The organism is Streptomyces eurythermus (assembly GCF_014649115.1).
GTDB lineage: Bacteria > Actinomycetota > Actinomycetes > Streptomycetales > Streptomycetaceae > Streptomyces > Streptomyces eurythermus.
The window spans coordinates 149,304-172,980 of record NZ_BMSK01000002.1 but is presented as its reverse complement, the minus strand read 5'-3'; the positions used below and the strand labels follow the sequence as shown (position 1 = coordinate 172,980).

At 72.7% G+C, this 23,677-nt stretch carries 18 protein-coding genes and 3 pseudogenes; 10 read left to right on the top strand and 11 right to left on the bottom strand.

The genetic code is table 11. The features are described 5' to 3' along the window. Positions 1–21 precede the first annotated feature (21 nt). Together IE251_RS03505 and IE251_RS03500 are read right to left on the bottom strand one after the other, a co-directional pair. Entirely contained in the window at positions 22–1,281 is a 1,260-nt protein-coding gene (locus IE251_RS03505) for a hypothetical protein (protein ID WP_189751751.1), read from the bottom strand. Between the two features lie 85 nt (positions 1,282–1,366). Continuing rightward, positions 1,367–1,609, bottom strand: a pseudogene (locus IE251_RS03500) (SDR family NAD(P)-dependent oxidoreductase); the annotation flags it as partial. Positions 1,610–1,786: 177 nt separating this feature from the next. On the opposite strand from IE251_RS03500, the gene IE251_RS03495 reads away from it, so the two are divergent. The 7 genes and pseudogenes from IE251_RS03495 (at position 1,787) to IE251_RS03465 (ending at position 10,566) form a co-directional block, all read left to right on the top strand. Beyond that, on the top strand, positions 1,787–2,752 hold the full coding sequence (locus IE251_RS03495; protein WP_189751425.1) for an alpha/beta hydrolase: 966 nt from the start codon (positions 1,787–1,789) through the stop codon (positions 2,750–2,752). Positions 2,753–3,037: 285 nt separating this feature from the next. Continuing rightward, a complete protein-coding gene (locus IE251_RS03490) occupies positions 3,038–4,735 on the top strand; it encodes a peptidase dimerization domain-containing protein (protein WP_189751424.1) in 1,698 nt (565 codons plus the stop codon). 186 nt (positions 4,736–4,921) lie between these two features. Continuing rightward, positions 4,922–5,389, top strand: coding sequence for an SsgA family sporulation/cell division regulator (locus tag IE251_RS03485; RefSeq protein WP_189751423.1), 468 nt, complete (start codon positions 4,922–4,924; stop codon positions 5,387–5,389). Positions 5,390–5,632: 243 nt separating this feature from the next. Continuing rightward, positions 5,633–6,198 (top strand): annotated as a pseudogene (locus IE251_RS40610) (Bax inhibitor-1/YccA family membrane protein); the annotation flags it as partial. Between the two features lie 316 nt (positions 6,199–6,514). Next, complete coding sequence (gene abc-f / locus IE251_RS03475) at positions 6,515–8,149, top strand: ribosomal protection-like ABC-F family protein (protein ID WP_189751422.1); 1,635 nt, start codon at positions 6,515–6,517, stop codon at positions 8,147–8,149. A gap of 78 nt (positions 8,150–8,227) precedes the next feature. Continuing rightward, a complete protein-coding gene (locus tag IE251_RS03470; protein WP_189751421.1) occupies positions 8,228–9,910 on the top strand; it encodes an ABC-F family ATP-binding cassette domain-containing protein in 1,683 nt (560 codons plus the stop codon). Between the two features lie 95 nt (positions 9,911–10,005). Next, positions 10,006–10,566: a CGNR zinc finger domain-containing protein gene (locus tag IE251_RS03465; protein WP_189751420.1), complete on the top strand. Its 561-nt coding sequence runs from the start codon at positions 10,006–10,008 to the stop codon at positions 10,564–10,566. Between the two features lie 137 nt (positions 10,567–10,703). Here IE251_RS03465 and IE251_RS03460 read toward each other — a convergent pair whose 3' ends face one another. The 4 genes from IE251_RS03460 to IE251_RS03445 all read right to left on the bottom strand — a co-directional run bounded on the left by IE251_RS03460 (position 10,704) and on the right by IE251_RS03445 (position 15,480). Then, on the bottom strand, positions 10,704–10,898 hold the full coding sequence (locus tag IE251_RS03460; RefSeq protein WP_189751419.1) for a hypothetical protein: 195 nt from the start codon (positions 10,896–10,898) through the stop codon (positions 10,704–10,706). A gap of 259 nt (positions 10,899–11,157) precedes the next feature. Next, entirely contained in the window at positions 11,158–12,363 is a 1,206-nt protein-coding gene (locus IE251_RS03455) for a vWA domain-containing protein (RefSeq protein WP_189751710.1), read from the bottom strand. Positions 12,364–12,590: 227 nt separating this feature from the next. Then, positions 12,591–13,874: an AAA family ATPase gene (locus tag IE251_RS03450; protein ID WP_229896563.1), complete on the bottom strand. Its 1,284-nt coding sequence runs from the start codon at positions 13,872–13,874 to the stop codon at positions 12,591–12,593. 112 nt (positions 13,875–13,986) lie between these two features. Next, positions 13,987–15,480, bottom strand: a complete 1,494-nt coding sequence (locus IE251_RS03445) for an amino acid adenylation domain-containing protein (protein ID WP_189751418.1) — start codon at positions 15,478–15,480, stop codon at positions 13,987–13,989. Positions 15,481–16,147: 667 nt separating this feature from the next. On the opposite strand from IE251_RS03445, the gene IE251_RS03440 reads away from it, so the two are divergent. Beyond that, complete coding sequence (locus IE251_RS03440) at positions 16,148–17,158, top strand: methyltransferase (protein WP_189751417.1); 1,011 nt, start codon at positions 16,148–16,150, stop codon at positions 17,156–17,158. Between the two features lie 444 nt (positions 17,159–17,602). On the opposite strand, the gene IE251_RS03435 is transcribed toward IE251_RS03440, so the two are convergent. Next, complete coding sequence (locus tag IE251_RS03435; protein WP_189751416.1) at positions 17,603–18,460, bottom strand: helix-turn-helix domain-containing protein; 858 nt, start codon at positions 18,458–18,460, stop codon at positions 17,603–17,605. A 368-nt stretch (positions 18,461–18,828) separates the two neighbouring features. On the opposite strand from IE251_RS03435, the gene IE251_RS03430 reads away from it, so the two are divergent. Next, on the top strand, positions 18,829–19,275 hold the full coding sequence (locus IE251_RS03430) for a hypothetical protein (RefSeq protein WP_189751415.1): 447 nt from the start codon (positions 18,829–18,831) through the stop codon (positions 19,273–19,275). A gap of 218 nt (positions 19,276–19,493) precedes the next feature. Here the strand turns inward: IE251_RS03430 and IE251_RS03425 are convergent, their stop codons facing one another. The 4 genes from IE251_RS03425 to IE251_RS03410 all read right to left on the bottom strand — a co-directional run bounded on the left by IE251_RS03425 (position 19,494) and on the right by IE251_RS03410 (position 23,262). After that, positions 19,494–20,363: an endonuclease/exonuclease/phosphatase family protein gene (locus tag IE251_RS03425; RefSeq protein ID WP_189751414.1), complete on the bottom strand. Its 870-nt coding sequence runs from the start codon at positions 20,361–20,363 to the stop codon at positions 19,494–19,496. A 212-nt stretch (positions 20,364–20,575) separates the two neighbouring features. Then, entirely contained in the window at positions 20,576–21,925 is a 1,350-nt protein-coding gene (locus tag IE251_RS03420; protein WP_189751413.1) for a dicarboxylate/amino acid:cation symporter, read from the bottom strand. Positions 21,926–22,267: 342 nt separating this feature from the next. After that, positions 22,268–22,924 (bottom strand): hypothetical protein, encoded by a 657-nt coding sequence (locus IE251_RS03415; RefSeq protein WP_189751412.1) that lies wholly within the window; start codon positions 22,922–22,924, stop codon positions 22,268–22,270. A gap of 104 nt (positions 22,925–23,028) precedes the next feature. Next, a complete protein-coding gene (locus IE251_RS03410) occupies positions 23,029–23,262 on the bottom strand; it encodes a hypothetical protein (protein WP_229896562.1) in 234 nt (77 codons plus the stop codon). A 153-nt stretch (positions 23,263–23,415) separates the two neighbouring features. Here IE251_RS03410 and IE251_RS40605 point away from each other — a divergent pair. After that, a pseudogene (locus IE251_RS40605) lies at positions 23,416–23,637 on the top strand (diadenosine tetraphosphate hydrolase); the annotation flags it as partial. Positions 23,638–23,677: the final 40 nt, after the last annotated feature.

The window sequence follows — 23,677 nt, the reverse complement described above, 5'->3', positions numbered from 1 at the left end:
CGGTCCGTGAAGGGGCGCGGATCAGTCCGTGACGGGGCCGAGGGTCTCGGCGACGCGGTGGCGGGCCGTCAGCAGCCGGTGCACGGCGTTCGTCAGGACGTTGTGCACGCTGAAGCCGGATGTGCCCAGCTCGTCGCCCCGGCCGTCCCCCGGCCCGGCGCCGTCGAGGAAGTCCCGTTCGCCGTCCTGGGCGAGGATGCTCTGCCGGGTGGGCCTCGCGGACGGTTCGAACGCCTCCGGGAGCGCCTTCCTGGTGACGCCCAGGTGCACCATGCGGAAGTCCACGAACATGTCGATCACGCCGAGCAACGCGGCACCGGCGCGGCGGTCGGGCTTCAGACGGCCGTCGAGCACCGCCTGTACGACGTTGCCGCCGGCGCGGGACCGCTCGCGCCACTCGGAGACGACGGGCCGCGACCACGCCGGGAAGTACGCCAGGGACTGGCCGAGGTACCGCTCGTACAACGGGGTCGGCGCCAGCAGCGCCAGCTCCAGCAGCTGCACGCTCGGCATGAACGCGCCGCTCACGCCGCGGGCACCGCCCGGATGGCTCATGTGATAGCGGCGGAACGCCTGGAACGCCTCCCTGGGCAGCCTGCCGTACTGCGCCATGTACCGCCGGAAGTCGCCCAGGCCGCGCAGCGCCTCCTCCAGCGCGGCGGCCGGATCCACCGCGTCCGGCTCCAGCACCAGTGCGCTCAGGCGGTCGAAGGCGCCGCGCACGGCCGGTTCCGCCAGATGGTGCCCGAGGTAGAAGTCGCGTTCCAGGCACCCGAGTTCACCGTCGGAGAAGACCCGGATGCGCCCGGTGGTCTCCCATTCGGCGCAGTTGACGTCGATGAGTAGTTCGTAGCTCATGTGGGGGTCGAGCGAGGGATACCGGTCGCACTGCGCCGCCAGGGATGCCAGCAGCGGGCGGGGGAAGGCCGTCGGACCTGCCGGAAGGTATCCGTTGAGCATGAACAGCAGGTCGAGCTGGACCAGGCGCGCGGAGGACGGGTCGGTGGCGAGCGGTCCGTCCTCCGCGCCGGCCGCGCGCAGCACGCGGCACTGCTCCGCCGCGAGCTGTTCGTACGTGGCGCGGCCCTGGGCGACGGCGGCCAGGTCGGCCGGCAGCCGGTTCAGCACGTAGGACGCGAGCGGGGAACGTAACAGGGGGTCCGCGTCCCGCGCGGGGCCGCGTCGCGGACGCTCCGGCGGTTGGGATCGGGCCGGGTGTCCCTGCGGGGAGAACAGGTCTTCCTTCTTCACCTTCGCCTCCATGGTGCGGGCAGGTCTCATGGAGGGAACGAGACCGCGGGCGAGCAAGGTTCACCGGAATCTGGTCGCGGAAGGCCTGCCCGGGCATGTCCTCGATGGCGGCCACGCCGGCGTAGCCCGCGTCTTCCACGGCCACGTCCAGGCGACCGGACGCCTCGACGGCGACCCGCACCGCGTCCCGGGCCGCCGCGCCGTCGGTCACGTCCAGGGTGACCAGGCGCACGCGCTCGCCGTATGTCTCGGCGAGGCCGCGGAGGGACTCGGTGCGCCGGGCGGTGGCAACCACGTTGTGGCCGGCCTCCAGGACGGATTCGACGAGGGTACGGCCCAGTCTCGTGGAGCCCGGCATGACGAGCGCCACACCTGACCGTGAAGGGGGGAAGGTTCTTTCCCAGGCAGAAACCTGTCTCTTCCGCCCGTGCGGGAGCTGACGGACGGTGGACGCGTGCCCGGCGCACAGCCGCCCCCTGGGAGCGCGCCGCCCGGCACACGACCGCACCGTCAACCTCTTCGCAGGAGTGCCCCCATGGCCAGGACCACCATCGCCTACGACAGCGCCGGCATCCGCATCGCCGCCCACCTCCACATCCCCGACGCCCCGGCGGCGGGCCCGCGCCCGGCGCTGGTCGTCGGCCACCCCGGTACGGGTGTGAAGGAGCAGACGTCCGGCACGTACGCGCGGCTGATGGCCGAACGCGGCTTCGTCACCCTGGCCTTCGACGCCGCCCACCAGGGCGAGTCGGGCGGTCTGCCGCGCGGACTGGAGGACCCGGCGCAGCGCGTGGAGGACTTCAAGGCCGCGGTGTCCTACCTGACCACCCGTCAGGAGGTCGACGCGGAGCGGATCGGTCTGCTCGGCATCTGCGCCTCCGGCGGCTACTCGCTGGCCGCGACCGGCGGCGACCACCGGGTCGCGGCCGTGGCGACCGTGTGCACCGCCGACCCCTCCCGCCAGTTCCGCCTCGGCGCCGGGGGCGACCAGGACCCGGCCGTCTTCCGGTCCCTGCTGGACGCCGCCGCCCGGGCCCGTACCGCCGCCGCCCGCGGCGAGGACCCCGGCGTGATGACGATGTTCCCGGAGACGGCGGAGCAGGCGCGCGCGCTCGGCGGTGAGCACGGTGCCGAGGGCTTCGAGTACTACTGCACCTCACGCGGCGGGCACGAGAGGTCCGCGAAGTTCCTGGCCTGGGAGAGCGTCGACAGGCTGGCCTTCTACGACGCCTTCTTCGCGGTCCCGTTGATCGGCCCCCGCCCGATGCTGCAGATCGTCGGCGAGCGCGCCGTCACCGCCTGGATGGCCGTGGAGGCGCACCACCGCGCCACCGGGCCGGCGGAGTTGTACCGGATCCCGGGCGCCGGTCATGTCGACCTCTACGACAAGAGGGAGTACATCGACCCCGCCGTCGAGAAGCTCACCGACTTCTTCACCACCGCCCTGGGCTCCGCTGCCCGACCGGCGGCGGGGCCGGCTCCCCGCTCCGCCGCCGCGTAGGGATCGCTGTCAGGTGGTCGGGACGGTGCTCCCACGCACCTGCACAGGCATCGGCAGCCTGTGCGCCGCGTCCGGCTCGAGGACGGTCCGGACGGGCGCTCGAAAACACATGTGACCGTCTGCCCGCACGTTTCGAGGCGAGTCACCCGGGAGAAGGCGGAGCGTTTCCGGCCACAGGGCGTCGGCTTCCCGCGGAGACACCTATGCTCTTCGGTGGCACGCCAGGAACACATGTCATGGAGCCGGCCACCGGCCCTTCCCTCACGACTTCGAGGACGAACCGACGTGAACGACTTCCACCCCGGCCGTCGACGCCTGCTGAAGATGTTCGGACTGAGCGCCACCGCGACCACCGCGGCCGTCCTCCAGGCCGACCCGGTGCTCGCCGCGACCCTCGGCCACGACGAGCGGACCGGGATCGACCCCGCCACCTACCGCGCCCCCACAGGGCTGGCGAAGAACACCGCGGCCAAGCAGACCGCACTCGAGTGGATCAACGCCAACGAGGGCGCCGTCACCGGGCTGAGTGACCGCGTGTGGGAGTACGCGGAGTTGTCGCTGCGCGAGTGGAAGTCCTCCCTCGCCCACGCCAGGCTGCTGAAGGACAACGGCTTCACCGTCACCTGGGGCCCGGCCGGCTTCCCGACCGCCTTCGTCGCCACGTACGGCACCGAGGGTCCCGTCCTCGGTTTCAACGCCGAGTACGACGCCCTGCCCGGCCTGTCGCAGAAGAAGGGCGTGGGCACCCACGACCCGCTGGTGCACCACTACGACGCCTACGGCCCCACGTACGGCGCCGGCCACGGCGACGCCCACAACTGCCTCGGCGCGGGCGGCACCGCGGCCGCCATAGCCGTGGCACGGGCGATCCGCGCCCACGGGCTGAAGGCCACGGTCAAGCTGTTCGGCAGCGCCGGCGAGGAACAGCTCGTCGGCAAGGCCTACGCGGTCAAGGAGGGCGTCTACGACGGTCTCGACGCCTTCCTGGACTGGCACCCGTTCAACATCACGGTGCCGTTCTGGAACACCACCAGCGCGCTGATCTCGGCCACGTTCACCTTTCTCGGCGCCTCCGGTCACGGCGGCACCCCGCTCGGCAACAAGAGCGGCCTGGACGGTGCCCTGCTGATGGCGACGATGTCGGAGTACCTGCGGGAGAAGAACGTCGCCCCGTCCGGACGGTTCCACTACGCCGTCATCAACGGCGGCGGCGCCCCGAACGTGACTCCGGACATGTGCTCCATCTGGTTCTTCGTCCGCGAGGGCAGCCCGGCACGCGCCCAAGTGCTGTACGACAAGATCGTGGAGTGCGCCAAGGCCGCCGCGCGGGCCAGCCAGACCCGCCTGGTGCACAAGTTCCACTCGGCGACGTGGAACCTGCTGGCCAACAAGGCCGGAGCGGAGCTGCTCAACGACAACATGCGGCAGATCGGCGCGCCTCGGTTCACCGACGCCGACCACGCCCTGGCCAGGAGCATCCAGAAGTCACTGGGCCGGCCCGAGACCGGCATGCCGACCTCGCTGACGCCGCTCGCTCCCCCGGCCGCCGCCTACACCGGCGGACTGGCCACCGACACCGCCGACGTCAGCTGGCAGGCGCCGACCGCCGTACTGCTGTCCGCGGCCTATCCGCCCGGCATCCCGAACCACAACTGGGGCGCCACCGCGACGGCGGCCACCAACATCGGGCACCAGGCGCTGCTGTCCGCCGCCCGCTATCTCGCGGCCGGCGCCATCGACCTGATCGAACAGCCGGAGCGGCTGGAGGCGATGAAGCAGGAGTTCGCCGAGCGTACCGAAGGCGTCGGCTGGGCCTCGATGATCCCCGACGGAAGCCAGCCGCCGCTGTACGAGCCGCCGGCCGAGTTCCTCAGGGCGACCGGGCAGAGCTGGCCGCCGAAGGGCGTGACCTGGCCGGTGCCGCCCGTGGTGGCGGACGGACAACTGGGCACCACCGGCCCCGACTTGCCGCCCGTGACCTGACAAGGGTCACCCGAGGACACCTGGGAGGGCGTTGACTTACGTCAGGACCCGGGACACGTCCGAGGAGGGTTCGTCCACTGCCGCGCGAAGCCCCGCCGCCCGACCGTCAAGTGACCGATGTGCGGCCGGGACGCGCGGCGGACAGTGGGAGGCGCGGACTTCGTACCATCGAGGGGAACTCCTGTCATGCACCGTGATCAGTCACCGCCGCGGGCCCGGTCGGCGCCCCGGCACGTTCCGTCGCTGCTCCTGGACGTCGGCCAGATGCTGGACGAGTTCTCCCGTCAGGCCGTTCAGGCGGAGTTCCGGTTCGACCCGGACATGCCCGCGGTGATCACCGTCGAGTTCCGGGCGGAACGCGGACCCAGTGTGATCTGGCGGATCGGCCGCGGGCTCCTGCGTCGCGGGCTGACGGAGATGAGCGGCTGCGGCGACGTGCGGATGTGGCCGACACTGCCCGGTGAACGGCCGTCGTCCTGGCTGCTCCTGGAATCGCGGGAGGTGGAGGCGCTGTTCGAGCTGCCCAGGGCGGAGCTGACGGAGTGGCTCGACGCCACCTACCGGATCGCCTCGGCCGAGACGGAGCTGGACGGTCTGGACTGGGACGGGTTCCTGCTGGGACTGACGGGCGGCCCTGGGGTGCCGGACGAATGAACGCGACCGTACCGGGCCGAGGATGACTCGCCCCCTCTCGCATCACCTGTCAGAGTGATGACGCGAGAGGGTCACCTCGTCGGCCCGGTGGACGGTCTTCGGCACACGTGTGCTCCGGGCACCCGATGGCGACGCCCTGCCCGGGGGCCGCACCCGCGGCACCCGAGGAGGAACGACGTGAAGATCGGCAACCCGGTCTTCTTCTCCCGCTGGGGTGCGAGCCGTGACGACACCCCCGCCAGGCACATCGGCCGCTCCTACGGTCTCGCCGTGGGGGCCGCCGTCGTCGCCTTCGTCCTGTCGCCGGTCCAGAGCCTGCGACGTACGCCGTCCCCGGCGCTGATCCTCGCCCACGCGGCGTTCGAGGGGTCCTCCCCAACGTCATCTCCAGAGCGACCTCGACGTACTTCGCACCGGGTGTGGTCGTGCAGGGCGTGTTCGGTGCCTTCGCGGTGTCCGCGGGCGTCCTGATCGCCTACCGGACGCGCTGGATCCGCGTCACGCGGCGCTTCGCCGGGTCCGTCGCCGCGGCCGCGACCGGTTTTCTCCTGCTCCTGGCCGCCGGCCTGCTGTTCTCCGCCTTCGGCGCGGGCAACGGTCTGGGCATGCACAGGGGCGGACTCGGCATCCTCTTCGGTGTGCTGGGCGTCCTGCTCGGTGCGGCCTTCCTCGCTCTCGACTTCCGGCAGCTCGAGGACGCCGTCGCCCACGGCGCCCCTCGCGAAGAGGCGTGGCCGGCCGCCTTCGGGCTGACCACCACCCTGGTGTGGATCCACCGGGAAGTGCTCCGGGTGCTGACCGTCTTCAACAGCGCCCTCCCGCTTCAGCTTTCCTGCCATCGTCAGTGCGCTCCTTCGGCTCACACGTGTGAACGGCGGGCTCCGGCCAGGCGAACGCGGGAGCGACACCTGCTACGCTGTCGGTGACCTGGACCGTGTGATCGAGGAGTCGCAGACGTGGTGGGTGAAGACGACATCTCCGGGTGAGATCCGGATCTGACGGCCACCGGCCGGCGCACAGGAGCGCCGCCGCCGACGTGGCCCGTCTCGTCGTACCCCTTTCCCCGTGTCTGCCCAGGGCAGAGGTCTCTCTTGGTTCTGCCCTCCGTGCCTTCGAGGTCCCTTCATGTCTCACGCCGCCATCGTCTGCTCCGGCCTCTCCTTCGCCTGGCCCGACGACACCCCCGTCTTCCACGACCTGTCCTTCACCGTGACCACCGGCCGTACCGGACTGGTCGCCCCCAACGGCTCCGGCAAGAGCACCCTGCTCAAGCTGATCGCCGGTGAACTCCGGCCGGCCACTGGCTCGGTGTCCGTCGGCGGCACGCTGGGCTACCTCCCGCAGACCCTCCCCCTGACCGGCGACCTCACCGTCGCCGAGGTGCTCGGCGTCGCCGCGGTGATCCGCGCCCTGGACGCCGTCGAGTCCGGCGACGTCAGCGAGGAGCACTTCACCACCATCGGCGACGACTGGGACATCGAGGAGCGCACCCGCGCCCAGCTGGACCGGCTGGGCCTCGCCGGCCTCGACCTGGACCGCAGCCTGAGCACCCTCAGCGGCGGCCAGGTCGTCTCCCTCGGCCTGGCCGCCCAACTGCTCAAGCGCCCGGACGTCCTCCTGCTCGACGAGCCGACCAACAACCTCGACACCGAGGCCCGCCACAAGCTCTACGACGTCCTCTCGGACTTCACCGGCTGCCTGCTGCTGGTCAGCCACGACCGCGCCCTGCTCGACCGCATGGAACGCATCGCCGAACTCGGCAGCGGCGAACTCCGCTTCTACGGAGGCAACTTCACCGAGTACGAAGAGGCCGTCCGCGCCGAGCAGGAGGTCGCCGAGAAGAACGTCCGCAACGCCGAGCAGGAACTCAAGCGCGAGAAGCGGGAGATGCAGCAGGCCCGCGAACGCGCCGAGCGCCGGATGAGCAACGCCTCCAAGAACCTCAAGAACGCCGGCCTGCCCAAGATCTTCGCCGGCACCATGAAGCGCGGCGCGCAGGAAGCAGCCGGCAGGTCCGGCCAGCTGCACGCCTCCCGCGTCAGCGAGGCCAGGGCCCGCCTCGACGAGGCCGGACGCGCGCTGCGCGACGAACAGCGCCTCACCCTGGAACTGCCCGACACCCACGTGCCCGCCGGCCGCAACCTCTTCCTCGGCGAGGGCTTGCAAGTCCACCACGCCGGCCGCGCCGTCTTCGCCGACGGCGGCGTCGACCTGACCGTCCGGGGCCCCGAGCGCATCGCGCTCACCGGACCCAACGGCTCCGGCAAGACCACCCTGCTGCGGCTGATCACCGGGGACCTCGCCCCGGACAGCGGGGAGATCAAGCGCAACGACGGCCGGATCGCCTATCTCTCGCAGCGCCTGGACCTGCTCGACCTGGACCGCACCGTGGCGGAGAACTTCGCCGCGTTCGCCCCCGAGCGGCCCGAGGCGGAGCGGATGAACCTGCTCGCCCGCTTCCTCTTCCGCGGAGCCCGCGCCCACCTGCCCGTCGGCGTCCTCTCCGGCGGCGAACGGCTGCGCGCCACCCTGGCCTGCGTCCTGTGCGCCGACCCGGCCCCCCAGCTGCTCCTGCTCGACGAGCCGACCAACAACCTGGACCTGATCAGCGCCGGCCAGCTGGAGAGCGCGCTCAACTCCTACCAGGGTGCCTTCCTGGTGATCAGCCACGACGAGCGGTTCCTCGCGGAGATCGGCGTGAACCGCTGGCTGCGGCTGGCCGACGGCGTACTGAAGGAGACGGGAGCTCCCGTGGGGTGAACCCCGGCGTGTGACGTGGCCCGCGTCCGAGGCTCCGCGCCCGGCGGGCCGACCACCGACCACGTGGGAAGGTTCCCCATGCCCCAGCCCGCTCTGCTCGCCCGCGACGTCGTCCGCACCCTGGGCGGCCGGCGCGTCCTCGACGGCATCTCCCTGACCGCCTCCCCCGGCCACCGCATCGGCCTGATCGGGGAGAACGGTGCCGGCAAGTCCACCCTGCTGCGGGTGCTCGCCGGCGTCGACGAACCCGATTCCGGAACCGTCACACGCCCCGCCGGACTGGGCTTCCTCCACCAGGAGATGCCCTACGACGCCGACGCCACCGTCGCCGCGGTGCTGGACGAGGCGCTGCGCGAGGCCCGCGAGGACCTCGCCGAACTGGAACGGCTCGGCGAGGAACTCGCCCGCGTCCCGCAGGGCGACCCCGGCCACCAGGAACTCCTCGACGCCTACGGCAGGCGGCTGGAACAGGCGCAGGACCGGGAGTCCTGGGACGCCGACCGCCGCGCGGCCCTGGTACTGGACGGACTGGGCCTCGGCACGGTCGGCCACGACCGCACGCTGGGCTCGCTGTCCGGCGGGCAGCGCGGCCGGCTGGCCCTGGCCGCGCTGCTCGTACGACGCCCCTCGGCGCTGCTGCTCGACGAGCCGACCAACCACCTCGACGACGGCGCCGCCGCCTTCCTGGAGGAGCAGCTGCGCGCCCTGCCCGGAACGGTCGTGGCCGCCAGCCACGACCGGGCGTTCCTCGACGCCGTCTGCACGGACCTCGTCGACCTCGACCCGGCGGTGGACGGCCCGGTCCGCTACGGCGGCGGCTACACCGCCTACCTCGGCGAGAAGCGCGCCGAACGGGCGCGCTGGGAGCGGCGGTACGCCGAGGAGCAGCGGGAACTGGCGGAGCTGCGGAAGGCGGCCGGGGTGACCGCGCACCGGGTCGCCCCGGACCGGGGGCGCACCGACAACGAGAAAATGGGCTACGGCCACCGGGCGGGCCGGGTGCAGAACCAGATCTCCCGCCGGGTGCGCGACGCCACCCGGCGGCTGGAGGAGCTGGAGCGCGCCCGGGTCGCCGAGCCGCCGCGCCCGCTGCGGTTCGCGGCCGGTGACCTGGCCGTACGGGTCGAGGAGGGCCCGCAGCCGCTGGTGGCCCTGCGGAACGTCCGGGTGCCGGGCCGGCTGGCGCCGGCCACGCTGGAGATCTCCGCGACCGACCGGCTGCTGGTCACCGGCGGCAACGGGGCCGGCAAGTCCACGCTGCTCGCCGTACTCGCCGGGCGGCCGGCGGCCGAGGGCGAGGTGCGCAGGCGGCCCCGGCTGACGGTGGGGCTGCTCACCCAGGACACCGTGTTCGACCGGCCCGACCGCACGGTCCGCGACACCTACGAGCTGTCGCTGGGCCCGGCACGGGCCGAGCGGGTGCCGCTGGTCTCGCTCGGGCTGCTGCACGAGGCGGACCTGGACAAGCCCGTCGGGCTGCTGTCCGTCGGGCAGCGTCGGCGGCTCGCGCTGGCGCTGCTGGTGGCCCGTCCGCCCCAGCTGCTGCTGCTCGACGAGCCGACCAACCATCTCTCCCCGCGGCTGTGCGACGAACTGGAGGAGGCCCTGGGCTCGGGCCCCGGCGCCATCGTCGTCGCCAGTCACGACCGCTGGCTGCGGCGGCGGTGGCAGGGCCGGGAGTTCCGGCTGGAGCCGGGAGGCCGGCCGGACGCGGGAGGCGGACGGCGAGAGAACCCGGCCACGGTCCGGTCGGGGGCCTGAGCCGGGAGGCGCCGCGGGTGGCGCCCTGGCACGGCACCGCCCGGAGCGGTGACGGGTTCTTGCGCTCCTCATCAGTCACCTGTCAAGATGGTGATGTGAACCTTGACCACGTTTTCGTATGCGGACACCCGGCCCTCGACTTCGCGGCCACCCTGCGTGCCCGGCGGTCGACCCGGTTCGAGATGTTCGCGGCGCCGGACCGGCTCAACGCCTGGTACCTGGAGTCCGGACTCGTGGACACGATCACGCCCGCCGACGAGTCGGACGTCCGGGAGGCGATCACCGTGCGCGAGGCCGTCTACCGCCTCGTCACCAACCGCCGGCTCGCTGAGGACTTCGACCGCGAGGCACTCGCCGTGGTCAACGGCGCGGCGCGCAAGACGCCGGTGACGCCGCAGCTCACCATGGCGGGCCGGCACAACGAGGCGACCCCGGCGCAGGCCCTGGCGACCGTCGCGCGGCAGGCCGTCGAGCTGCTCAGCGGCCCGGACGTCCCGCTGATGAAGGAGTGCGGCAACCCCGAGTGCACGCGGGTCTACATCGACCGCTCCCGGGGCATGCGGCGCCAGTGGTGCGGCATGGAGTCCTGCGGCAACAAGATCAAGGCCGCCGCCTACCGCGCCCGGAAGAAGACCACGCCCGTGCCCGCGCGCTGACCTCCCGCCCTGGGCATCACACGGTTCCGGCGGACGCCGGGGCTCGGCCGGCCCCGACAGCCGGTCAGCGTGGTCGTACCGGCCGACGGTGCTGCCGGTGTGCCGGACGGCGACGGCTGCCGGCTCATGGCCGTGGCTCACGCCGGACTCCCCGCGGGGTTGGCCGGCCCTGCGGTGAGGGTGAGGAGCGCGGAGGGGTCGGCGGGCCGGTCCGCGAACGTCGGATCGCCGGGCACGACGGCCGGGACCGGCCGTCCCAGCTCGTAGCGGGCCGCCTTCAGAACCGTCGGCGTCAGGTGGCGCAGCGTCTCCCCGCCGAGATCCGCGCACACTTTTCCGCCCGGTCGTTCCGGCGCGGATCGGAGAGCGCCCCGAGACGCGAGACAGTGCGGGCCTGATTTTCGTTTCCCAAGCGTCGGCGTGCCGGTAGCTCCGGTGCGGGGAGCGGCGCCTGGCGCACTCGGATCCGGTCCGGCCTACGACGTGCCCGGCCGGTACGGCCCCGCCGCCTCCGGTCCCGTCACCGGCGCCCCGCGCCCGCCGCGCGTGCGGACGCGGACCGGGCGAAGGCAGACCGGGCGGGGCGGGGCCTCAGCCGATGGTGACGACCCGGGCCCAGTGCGGTGGGGTGTCCGGGACGTGGTCGGGGTCCGTCTCGTCGACGGCGCGGGCGGGACGGGGGAACAGCCCGACGACGGTCCGGCAGGCCGGCTGCTCGGAGGGCCAGGGTGTCTGACCGTCCGTCAGGGCGACGATCACGTCCGGGCGGGGCCGGGAGCGGAGCGCCCGGGCGAAGCCGGAGCGCAGGTCGGTGCCCCCGCCGCCGACCAGCTCCATGTTCTCGGCACGGCATAGGGGTACGGCGATCCCGGCCGCCGCGTCGCAGGAGATCACCGAAACCAGGTCGCGCCGCCCTCCCACGGCCCGCGAGATCGCCGCGACTTCCAGCAGCGCGCTGCCCAGTTCGGCGTCGCTCACCGATCCGGAGGTGTCGATGACGACGCAGACCCGGGGCGGCGTACGGCGCAGGCTCGGCAGCACCACCCCGGGGACGGACGCCGAGCGCCGGGACGGACGCCGGTAGGTGTGGTTCTCGCCCGTCCCCGGCGCGCTCGCTGCCGAGCGGACCGCCGCCCCGAGCAACTGCCGCCACGGCTGCGGCGGATGGAACGCCTCGTCGGCCCACCGGCGCCAGCCGTCCGGCGCGTTGCCCGGTGCGCCCTTGATTCCCTCGGCCACCCGGAAGCGGACCGCGTCGCGCTGCTGTCTGGTCAGCCCGTGGGCCCCGTCGGGCCCCAGCTCCCATGGCCGCCGCTGCCCGTCGGCACCGCTGCCGCAGTCCAGCCAGGCCGATTCCGCGGCGAGGGAGGACATCGTCGCCGTCCGCAGGTACTCCTCCATCAGCAGCCCGGTGGGCAGCCGCAGCAGCGACGGCAGCACGGCTCCGGTGGGCAGGGGCAGGCCGTCGCCGTAGATGTCGTCGTTGATCTCGAAGTCCGCTGCGATGTTCCGCCGCAGCCGCTCGCCCGGCCCGTGCCGTTCATGCTCGCGTGCGTAGCGCTCGCCCCGCTCGTGGTGGTCGCGCAGCAGATGGGAGACTTCGTGCACCCAGACGCCCGCCAGTTCCTCCACCGGGGTGCGCGCCACGAAGCCGGGCGAGACATAGCAGCGCCAGTGTGCGTCCACCGCCATCGTCGGGACCGACCGGTCCGCCACGATGTGCAGCGCGAAGAGCGCGTCGGCCAGGTAGGGACGGACCTTCACCGCGTGCAGCCTCGCGGCCAGCAGTTTCTCCATGTCCAGCGGGAGCCCGGGCCGGCCGTCCGGCCCCGTGGAGCCCGCCGGTCCGCCGGGTACGCCCGACGTCTCCTCCACAGTGGCCCGCACCGGGCGCGGCGCCGGGGGCGGGGCCATGGGGCGTGGCACCGGGCGGGACGGCGGGCGCGCGGGCACGGAGTGTCCCATGGGGCCCACGGGTCCCATGGGACCTGTGGACGTGGGGCCTGTGGGTCCCGTAGGGCGCGTCATCGGCGTGCCCCCGTCGTGTGTCCGGCCTCGGCCGCCGTGGCCTTCGCCACCGACCGGTCCGCGCGCCGGGCGATTCCGACGACCGCGGCCAGCCGCTCCACCGCCCGCGGCACCTCCCAGTCGTCGCGGCGCAGGGAGGCCAGCGTCCTGGCCGGGGCGACGAGCAGGTCCGGAGCGCCGGTCTCCATGGCCCGGACGAGCACCGCCCAGGCCGCCTCCCACCGCTGCCGCTCCGGGCGTGCCCCGACGGCGGCGACCACTGCCTCCAGCGCCGCCTGGCGCAGATCACCCCGCTCGGGGAGTTCGGCGGAGGACGGTTCGGCGAGCAGTGTCTCCGGGTCCGGCAGGTCCATACGGTCCAGGTGGGCGAGGAGTTCCAGCCCGGGGCCGTCCCCCACCGCACCCCGCACCAGCAGCGCCATCACCTCGCGGGAGGCGGCGGCCGCCGTGCCGAAGGCCAGCAGGGTCAGCGCGGCCTCCCAGCTGCGGGGCGAGGGCCAGGCGCCGCCGCGCCGTGTCTCGGTGCTCGGCAGCCGGTGGATCAGCGTCGGCCTGACCTCGAGGAAGCCGCAGACCGCGCGCCGGGCGAATGCCACCGCCTCCGGCAGCCGCTCGGGCGCCAGCCGTGGCAACTCCGCGCGGGGCCAGACTCCGCCCAGCCCGCGCACCACCACGTCCCGGTCGTGCACCCAGTGGAGGTGGACGAACCGGTTGGCCAGCGGCGGGCTCAGTTCCCATCCGTCCGCCGCCGACGCCCGCGGATTGGCTGCGGCCACGATCCGTACACCGGGCGGAAGTTGCAATTCCCCGACCCTCCGTTCCAGGACCACCCGGAGCAGGGCGGCCTGGACGGCCGGGGTGGCGGTGGACAGCTCGTCCAGGAAGAGCAGCCCCCGCCCGGCCCGCACGAGTTCCACCGCCCACCGCGGCGGCGCCATCGGCACCCCCCGCACCCCCGGGTCGTCGCCTATGACGGGCAGCCCGGAGAAGTCGGACGGCTCGTGGACGCTTGCGATCACGGTCGTCAGCGGCAGGTCGAGGGAGGCGGCGAGCTGGGTCAGGGCCGCGGTCTTGCCGATGCCCGGCTCGCCCCAGAGCAGCACGGGCAGGTCGGCGGCGACGGCCAGGGCGAGCGCGTCGAGTTGTTCGTCGGGGCGCGGCTCGGTGGCGGTCGTCCGCAGGAGGGCGAGGAGGTCGTCGGCAACGGCGAGTTGGGCGCCGGACGCGGACGCGTCGGCGGCAGTGGGGGCGGACGCGGGCAGCGGGGTGCTGCGGGTCATGGGCATCACCTGAGTGGGATCGGGGGACGGGAAAGCCCGTTCCGGAGGTCATGGGAGGCGTACGGCACCGAACGGGCGGTACGGTTCGGGGACTTCTGCCGGGTGCCGGTGATCAGCGGGTCTGGCCGGTACGGGGACGGCCCCGGCCGGTGCGTTTGCGGCGCATGTCGTAAGGCGTGCGGCGGTCGAGCCGGGGACGGTGGTCCGTCTGCGCGTGGCCGCCGCCCCCGGCGGTCCCGCCGCCCGCCGTCGCGGCGGCGGGGTGGACGGCGACCAGTCCCGAGCGGAAGAGCCCGTGGTCGACACGGCGTTCCGCGGCCGACTCCAGTTCCTGCCGGAGCGGTCCGTCGCGCAGGACCGCGGCGGGGCCGAGCAGGCCCTCGACCACGGCCAGCGCCCCGGCGACGTCACCGTGGCGGAGCCGCTCCCGGACCGCGGGCAGCGCTTCCGGGGTGCGGTGGACCGCGTCGATCGCGCGCAGGCAGGGCAGTGCCGGACCGCCGAGCGCCACCAGCAGCTCCTCCCGGCGCAGTTCGGCCGGGTCGTGATCGACCGCCGTCAGCACCCCGTCCCGCAGCGCGATCCGGTGGACCTCGCCCCGGCATGCCACCCGGTGCGGATCACCGGGCTCGGCGGCGGGGCCGGTCACCGCCGCGCGACCGGACACCGGCAGTGCCGCGGCGACGAGCGGATGCAGCCGCTCGGGCGTGATCAGCCCGGCCCGCAGCAACTCCAGGTCCGGCAGGACCCGGGCCGCCGCCTCCGGCAGCAGCGGAAGCGCCGCGGCCTCCCGCGGCGGCAGCGTCTCCCGCAGCGGTCGGCACACCGGGGCGTGGCTGTCGTCCGGGGCGACGAGTTCGAGGACGACGCGGCTGCGGGCGCCGAGTCGTACGGTGAACGCCCCGCGAGGACGCCCCTCGGCCCGCAACAGCAGTTCCGCCTCGGCGGCCCAACGGCCCACCGCCCAGGGGGCACCGGGCACATGGGGCGAGTCGGGCGGCGCGGACCGGCCGCGCCCACCGGGCGGGGCGGGCAGGTCCGTGGGCGCCGTGGAGGTTGCTCCGTACGCTCCGCACCGCCGCGCCAGTTCCCCGCTCCGTGCGGCGTCCCAGAGGTGCCGGTGCAGGTCGAGCCGGAATCGCCGGTCGGGGTGCGGATGCGGGTGGTGCCGTGGTGTGCCGTGCGCGGACCCGTCCCACAGGGCCAGGGACAGCCGCTGTCCGGCGTCCGCCCAGGCCGGCGGGGTGCGCACCACCAGTTCCAGCGGCGGGGCGCCGGCCACCCCGTAACGGGCCAGCGACAGGGTGAGGCCGGGTCTGAGCCGACCGTCGGGGGCGACCCGGGGCATGTGCCAGCGGAGCAGATCCGGCGAAAGCCGCCGCAGATCCGCACGGAGGCGGTGGACGAGGTCGGTGCCGTGGCGGTCGCGCACGGCGCGCAGATCGAGATCGACGTCGATCCGGGCAGCGGCGCAGGCCCCCGCCCAGTCACCGACAGCACGCCGTGCGGTCACGGTCTCGATCATGGACGGTGGCACGGCGTACTCACGCACGCGTTGCCACATCGACAGGCGGGACGGGAGGTCGTTCGCGAAGTGATGTGCCATCAGCCATCACCTTGCGCGGACGATTCCCCCAATCCGTACGAGGAGAAGTTCATCATCGCGGGCATCGTAACCGTCCCGACGACGATCCGCCTCTCCTTTTCCCGCCCCGGGCACCCGGCCGGGCGCCCCCGGGAGGATCCGGGCGCGCGGCAGCCGTGACCTCTGAACGCTCGTGCGCGGCGTGCTCCGGGCCACCGTTCTGCCGCCGCCACCGGCCGTCGTACCGGCTCCGGGGCGGCGGAGGTTCCTGGCCTCGGTGGCGGCCCTGCGCGATGCGCGACGAGGTACGGGCGGCCGAACCGGGCGCCGTCACCCCTGCCGCCCTGTCGCGCACCGTGCCCGGTTCCTCCCGGACACCGAGCCTGAGCCGGCGGCCGGGGCGGAGCCGCTGCGGATCGGGGACGAGTACCGACGGGTGCCCCGCAACAGCCTGCCCACGTCCGGGTGAAGACGGCCGGAAGCCCCCTGTCCGCACCGTGCCCGAAGGGATGCACTGGGACCAGCAGCCCCACCGGACCCACCCACCGTCAACACCGGTCACCCCGACCGCTGCACCCGAGTCGGCAACCGCCCGTCCCCGCCATCCTGGTCCCCCGCCCTCCCGTCCCCGCCCCGCGGCCCTGCCGCCGCGAGGAACCGGGGCCCGCCAAGAAGAGGTGACGCAGCAATGAACACGGCACGGCAATCCGCCGCCCGGCTGATCGACGAGAGCCTGGGCTTTCTGTTTCCCGCGGCGCTGCGCGCTGCCGCCGCCGTGCGGGTGGCCGACCACATGACGGACGACGCCGAGAGCGTCGAGCGGCTCGCCGAGGCGACAGGGACCGACGCCCGCAACCTCGGGCGGGTCCTGCGGCTCCTCGCCACGCGCGGCGTGGTCGAGGAAACGGCCCCGGGACGCTTCCGGCTGACCACCACCGGTCAGGCACTGCGCTCCAACGCCCCCCACTCCGCCCGCGCCGCGATCCTGATGCTCACCGACACCACGATGTGGCGCCCCGCCGGGGAGATGCACCGCTGTCTGACCGACGGCGGCTCCGCCTTCACCGACATCTTCGGAACGACGTTCTTCGACTACTTCGCGCGCGACGCGGAAACCGCCGCCGTCTTCCACGACGGCATGGCCGCCATGTCGGACCACGAGAACGAACCCATCGCCGAGGCCTACGACTTTCCGCCCACGGGCACCGTCGTCGATGTCGGCGGCGGCCACGGCGGACTGCTCCTCGAAGTCCTCCGCCGACAGCCCGGCCTGCGCGGAATCCTCCACGACCAGACGCACGTCCTCGCCGAGCACCGGCTGGGCGACCACGACGACATCGCCGGCCGATGGTCCACAGCCGACGGAGACTTCTTCTCCACGGTCCCGCCCGGGGACATCTACCTCATCAAACGCATCCTGCACGACTGGAACGACGAGCAGTCCGCCACCATCCTGCGCAACTGCCGGCAGGCCATGGCACCCGGAGGCCGCATCCTCGTCATCGACGCCGTCGTACCGCCCGGCGACCAGCCCCACCAGTCCAAGACCCTCGACCTGATGATGATGAGCTCCCTGGTGGGACGGGAACGCACCGAAGAGGACTTCGTCCAACTCCTCAAGGAAGCGGGACTGCACCTGCGCCGCATCGTGCCGACATCAACCGTGCTGTCGATCGTCGAAGCCGTAAGCACCGACTAGGAGAAGAAGGGGCATGGGCCGATCCGCTGGGAGCTGACGATCTCGGCGGTGGACTTGGCGGCTTGTTGCGCCTCGGCTGCCGGCCGACCGGCCGTTTTCTCGTAGACGCGAAGCTACTTGGACGGAGCGGAGGCAGAGCAGCCGGGCTGTGTCGCGGTAGTGGGAGACGGTGAATCGGGTCAGCCGCTCAATGGCGGGCAGAGATCCGGCTGGTCGAGCGGCCCGTGCGGTCACCAGCTCGGACCGTCTCGAACGCCGGGGGCCGTCGTGCGGATGCGAGGCTCTCGCTCAGCCCTAGGTGCCCAAGGGCCGCCGCATCGGTACGGGTGGCCGCGCGGGCCTCCTCTACGGGGTACGCGCGCCGGCACCGCCGGGCTCAGGCCCGTGCGCGCTCTCACGTCGCGGAATCCTCGCTCAGCGCCTGGCGCTTGGGAACCGGGCCGGTCACCCGCGCAGCGCCTGCCACGTGTGCGGGCCCACCACGCCGTCCGCCGGCAACCCGGCCTGCTTTTGCAGACGCATCACGGCGGCGATGGTCTGCTGCCCGTAGACACCGTCGACGGTACCGGGGTCCAGCCTGCGGTAGCGCAGCAGGCACTGGGCCTCCACCACGTCCCAGCCGGGACCGGCGAGGACGGCGGTGCGTGTCGTGCTGTATCCGGCGCTCAGCCCGCCGCCGGCCACGCCGCCTCGGCGGACCTTGCACGGGTAGGTCCGCCCCGGCTTGAAGACGTACCGTCCCGGCCCCGTGCTCGCGGTGGTGCTGCCGCTCGGCCGTGCGCTGGGCGTGCCCTGCGCCGCGGGCGGGCCGTCGGCTCCGCCGCCGCCCAGGGGCAGGCCGATCAGGATGCCGGCGCCCGTCCCGAGGACCGCGGCGAGGACGACGGCGGCGAGGACGACCGGTTTGCGTACGCCCGGTGGACGTTCGTCCGCCGCCGCCGTCGCTTCCTGCTCAGGGTCCGGCCGCGGGTCGGGCTCACCGGTCCGGCCGTCGGCCGTCGCCTCCTGCCCGGTGCCGGGCGGCGCCGGGACGCGTTGCTGCCAGACCTCTTCGGCCACTTCGTGCAGGGCCAGCAGCCGGGCCGGGTCGGCCCCCGTGGCCCGCGCCAGTTCCTCCACGGCCTGACGGGGCGGCAGGGCCTTGCCGTTGAGGTAACGCTCCCATGACGAGCGGCTGTAGCCGGTCTTGGCCGCGAGCGACGTCAGGCTCATGCCGCTGCGGTCTTTCAGTCTGCGCAACTGCACGAAAAGCTGCCGGACCCGCTGATCGTGCATGTCCGGCAGTTCTTTCCAACGCGCCATGTGACACCCCCGAAGGCATCGGGCTCCCGCAAGGCCCCCCGGCCCGGCCACCCCTCGCTTGATATACCGAGTGGCGCTCGCACGGACCAGGCCCTGGCACCGGTGGTTTCGGCCATGTTCCGCGCGGGCGGCATCCCATCGGTTCGCCGTCCCGTCCGGCGTCCCAGCAGGTCACGGCGGCAGGCGTCCCATGGTGTCCCATGAGGGCCGCTGCCGATGGCGGCCGTGCGGGCCGGGCGGCAACCCTGTGGAGGCAAGCACGGCGGACCGGGCGAGAGACCCGGAGCCGCCGCCCGTCCGGAGATCCACGGGAGCACCCACGGAACCGGACGCACGTCGTCCCACCCATAGGGGAAGGAACCACGACCATGGAATTCCGCAAGACCCTCGCACTCTCGACGGCCACCCTGACGCTCGGCTCCGGCTTGGCGCTCGCCTCCGGCGTGGCCGTGGCGGACACCGCGCCGGCCGTCCCCGCCAAGGAGGTCGCGGCCCGGGCCGGATGGCACACGATCTGGGGCAACTCCTGGGTCCCGGCGCAGCGCAGCGGGCAGTGGACGTCGGGGAAGTACCGCTCGCCGAGCAAGCCGACCCGTGCCGTGCTGCGGTGCTACAACACCCGCGCCTCCATGAGGGTGCGCCTCTTCGAGTACAAGGGCGGCCACTGGAAGCAGATCGCGAGCAGCGGCTACAAGCGGTGCAACCCCAACGGGGGCATGATCGCCAAGGGGAAGGTCAGCAACACCCGCCACTGGCTCAAGGTACGTATCGACGGCCGCCAGGGCTCCTTCGTCCGTGCGGAGAAGTGGTCCTGAGCCCGGCCGACCGGGGCCTCGGGCCGGCCACGCGCGTGCTGTCCAGGCGCGTGGCACTCGGGCAACGGGCACACTCACCGACGACGGGAGGGCCGGTGAGTCGCGAGGTGCACCGAGGCGGGTAACCCACCGGCTGCCGGGCGATGTCCCGGCAGCCGGTGACCAACTCGTACTTCCGCAGGGCGAACACGAGCGTCCCACAGCCGTGGGGCGTTCGGTCAGCGGTCGGCCTCAGGTGCCGTGGCTTCCTGGCCGATGTCCAGGTCGGTGTGCAGCAGGTCGTGGTCCGAGTACTGGGTCGGGTGCACGCGGTGTCCGAGCGGGACGATGCCTCGTAGGAACACGTAATCGAACTTGCTCTGCCAGTCGGTGGTCGGGGTGCAACCGCCGGTGGACAGGGGACGGCACCGGGGGTCCGCGTCCGTGGCCAGTTCCCACATGGGGGCGAGTTCGGGGGCGTCCGGCACGGCGTTGAAGTCGCCGAGGACGATCACGCGGTCGTACCGGGCGACGGCCGCGGCGAGCACCCTGGTCTGCTCCGCCCGGACCGCTTCCTGGCGTCGTTGGGCAAGGTGGGTGTTGAAGACGCGGACGGACCGGCCGTCCACCGTGGCGGTGACGGCCATGTACCCACGGTCCTCTGACCCGCCGTCGGGGTATTCCGCGCTGACGGGATCCGTCAACGGCGCCGCCGAGAGGATCGCCTGACCGTAGCCCCCGGGATTCCACGGCACTCCCCCGCAGCGGCCCCAGTCCTGGAGAACCGTCCCGTACCGCACGTGGTACACCAGCCCGTAGTACCTCCTCAGATGGATGCGTATCTTCTCGACGTCACGCACGCAGGCTTCCTGCAGGCCGATGACCTGGGGCGCGTACGTGGCGATCTCCCTTGCCCGGTCGAGGTTGTTCGTGCCGCACGGGTTGCAGATGTTCCACGTCATGACCCGGTCCGGTACGACGCCCTTGACGGCTCCGGCCGGCAGTGGTCTGGCGAAGAGGGCGCCGGTCGGCGCGCTGGGGCCCATGAGCACCACGCATGCCACGACCAAGGCGCCCGCCCACATCCGCGTGCGTCTGCCGAACACCATCGCCTCCTCGCCCCGCGATTCCTTGCCATCCTGCCTTAAGGTGTCGAGCCGGTGTGGCCGGCCGCGGATTCTCCGTGCGCTGGTGAACCGGTGGTCCACCGCCATCGGGCCCGCTGCCGGGAAGTGTTCGACCTCCCGGCGGCCCGCGACCGCACGCGCGAAGCGCCCCCGCCGGCCTGCCGGCCGATGGGGGCGCTTCGTGGGAAGGAGCGTCAGGCGGTGACCGGCAGGGTCACCTTCTGCTCGGCGTCGCGCACGCCGTACTCGTCGTCCACCGGAGACGCCGAGGCGGAGTTGTACGCGTCGACGTCGAGAATCTTCTCGCGGGCGGCGACGACGACCGGGACCAGTGCCTGGCCGGCGACGTTGGTGGCCGTGCGCATCATGTCCAGCACCGGGTCGATCGCCATCAGCAGGCCGACGCCCTCCAGCGGCAGGCCCAGCGTGGACAGGGTCAGCGTCAGCATGACCGTGGCACCCGTCAGACCGGCGGTGGCCGCGGAGCCGACCACCGAGACGAAGGCGATCAGCAGGTAGTCGCCGACGCTCAGCTGCACGTCGAAGATCTGGGCGATGAAGATCGCGGCGAGGGCCGGGTAGATCGCGGCGCAGCCGTCCATCTTCGTCGTGGCGCCGAACGGGACGGCGAAGGAGGTGTATTCCTTCGGCACGCCGAGACGCTCGGTGACCTTGACGGTGACCGGCATGGTGCCGACGGACGAGCGGGAGACGAAGGCCAGCTGGATGGCGGGCCAGGCGCCCTTGAAGAACTGGACCGGGTTGACCTTGGCGACGGTCGCCAGCAGCAGCGGGTAGACACCGAAGAGGACCAGGGCGCAGCCGATGTAGACGTCGGCGGTGAAGGTGGCGTACTTGCCGATGAGGTCCCAGCCGTAGTCGGCGATGGCGTAGCCGATGAGGCCGACGGTGCCGAGCGGGGCGAGGCGGATGACCCACCACAGGGCCTTCTGCAGCAGTTCCAGGACCGCCTCGCTGAGGGTGAGGATCGGCTGCGCCTTCTCACCGAGCTTCAGCGCGGCGATGCCGGCGACGGCGGCCATGAAGACGATCTGCAGGACGTTCAGCTCGGTGAACGGCGTGATGACGTCCGTCGGGACGATGCCGGTGAGGAAGTCCAGCCAGGAACCGGCGTGCTCGGGCTTCTGGCCGTCCTTCGGGGTGAGGCCGGTGCCCGCGCCCGGGTTGGTGACCAGGCCGATGACGAGGCCGATGGCGACCGCGATCAGCGATGTGATCATGAACCAGAGCAGGGTGCGGGAGGCCAGCCGGGCGGCGTTGTTCACCTTGCGCAGGTTGGTGATGGACACCAGGATCGCGAAGAAGACCAGCGGGGCGACGGCCAGCTTCAGCAGCTGGACGAAGATGTGGCCGATCTTGTCGAGCGTGGTGTGCAGCCACTGCACGTCATAGCTGCGGGTGATCCAGCCGAGGACGACGCCGAGGACGAGACCGGCGACGATCTGGGCCCAGAAGGGGACCGCGGGTATGCGCCGGGCGGGCTTGACGGGGGTTTCGGTGCTCGCGGACGCGGACACGGACACACTCCAGTGAGGGCGTATCGGGGACTACGGAAGGACGGGATGGGTGCGGCGCACCCGCGCCGGGGCGCGGTGCCGCTGTTTGTTGCCGGTCACACCGCGCGGCAACAGACCGCGGACATACAGCGGCACAGGTCGACATGCAGGCGCGCCACGAGTAGGGGGCTCGTGGCTTCACGGGGGCGCACAGATGTCTTCACATCGAACACGTTAACACTTGTACTTTGAGACTCTCAAAGCACTTCTTTGGGGGCCGTCCTTCCGGAACACCGACACCTTGTGCCGAAGCCCCGACTTCGGCACGGAGGCACGTACGGCCATATGGCCCATGTCACGGCATAGTGGCTAGCCCGCGGGCCAGTGCGGGTTGGGCATACCGTCATCGTTCATGTGCGCGCGGTGCCAGATCTCGTCCCATCTGTACGGGGTCTGCGGCACGAGCCGGTGCCGCCGCCCACACGGACACGGTGTTCGCGCCCACGCGCACCGGCCGCACAGCTCCACCCGACCGTGCCCGGTCGAGTGCCGCTCCAGCGGCCCCTCCTCCTCCCCGCAAGCGGGGCAGCCGGGCGGTTCGGCACCGTCCAGAAGCGCGTTCTGCCGCCGGACGTAGTCGGACAGCCGCAGCGACGGATGGCGCGACGGAGCGTCGTACCAGGCGCGCTCCGATCCCTCCCACCCACTCCTCAGCCACCACGGCCGAGGGTCGGGTACGGCCCGCCGCCCGGTCCGCTTCTCGGCCCGGCGCTGTACGGCGTACTCCTCCGCCCGCGCGATCCACAGCACCCGCGCCTCGTGCACTTCCTCCACCGCCCGCACCAGCGCGTCGGGATCCGCCTCCAGCCGCCGGGGGATCGCGGCACTGAGCGTGAGGTGGTGGTACGTCGCCCTCAGCCCGTAGGGCGCGAAGAGGGTGAGGCAGGTGCGCAGCGCGCTGTGCCGCCGGTGGAGGGGGAGCCGCGCGTCGTGCACGCGCGCCCGGTGGGTCAGGAAGCTGGGCATTCCGCGAACTCCAGGTGGGATGCCCGGGCCAGGGCGACGGTGACGGCGTCGGCGTGCGCGGGCAAGTGTCCTTCGGCCCGGTTTCCGGCGGCGCCGGGGAAGTTTCACGCGTCCTGCTCGGTGCCGGTGACGAGCGGGCCTCCGGTCGGACACGGCCCCCGCTCCTCCCGCGGCTCGGAGACGACACAGTCGGCGATCCGCACGACCGCCCTGCCGACCTCCGCCGAAGCCGGCTCCGCGTCCGGCACGAGGCAGCCGAATGACCCGTGCTCGTCAACCGACCGGAGCGCGGAGTCGTCGGGAGCGTAGATCCGGGGAACGGGGTGCGTCACCATCACACGGGGATGATGCCGGACCCACCACCACACCGCCACGGGCTTTCGGCTACGGCATCGGGCGCGGGGCGTCCCACCGCCTCGACAGGCTCGCGCCCGGCCGGATCCCCAGGCCGGCCATCGGCTGACGGCTGTGCTTGACCAGCGCAGGTCGCTTTCCTCCGGGTCAATCTGGAGATCCTGGGGAACACGGACCCGTTCTTGCATGCGCATGTCTGGCCGCGGTACGAGTGGGAGCCGGCCTATGTGGTCGGCAGGCCGGTGTGGCTCTATCCGCGTGAACGGTGGAGTGACGAGCAGTTCAGGCTCGGTCCGCAGCACGACGTTCTACGGGATGCGATCAGCGGCGAGTTGGACCGGCTGCGCTCGGTGACTTGACGGCCGATCCGTTCTCCGTCTCCCCTGGAACCGGCCGGCC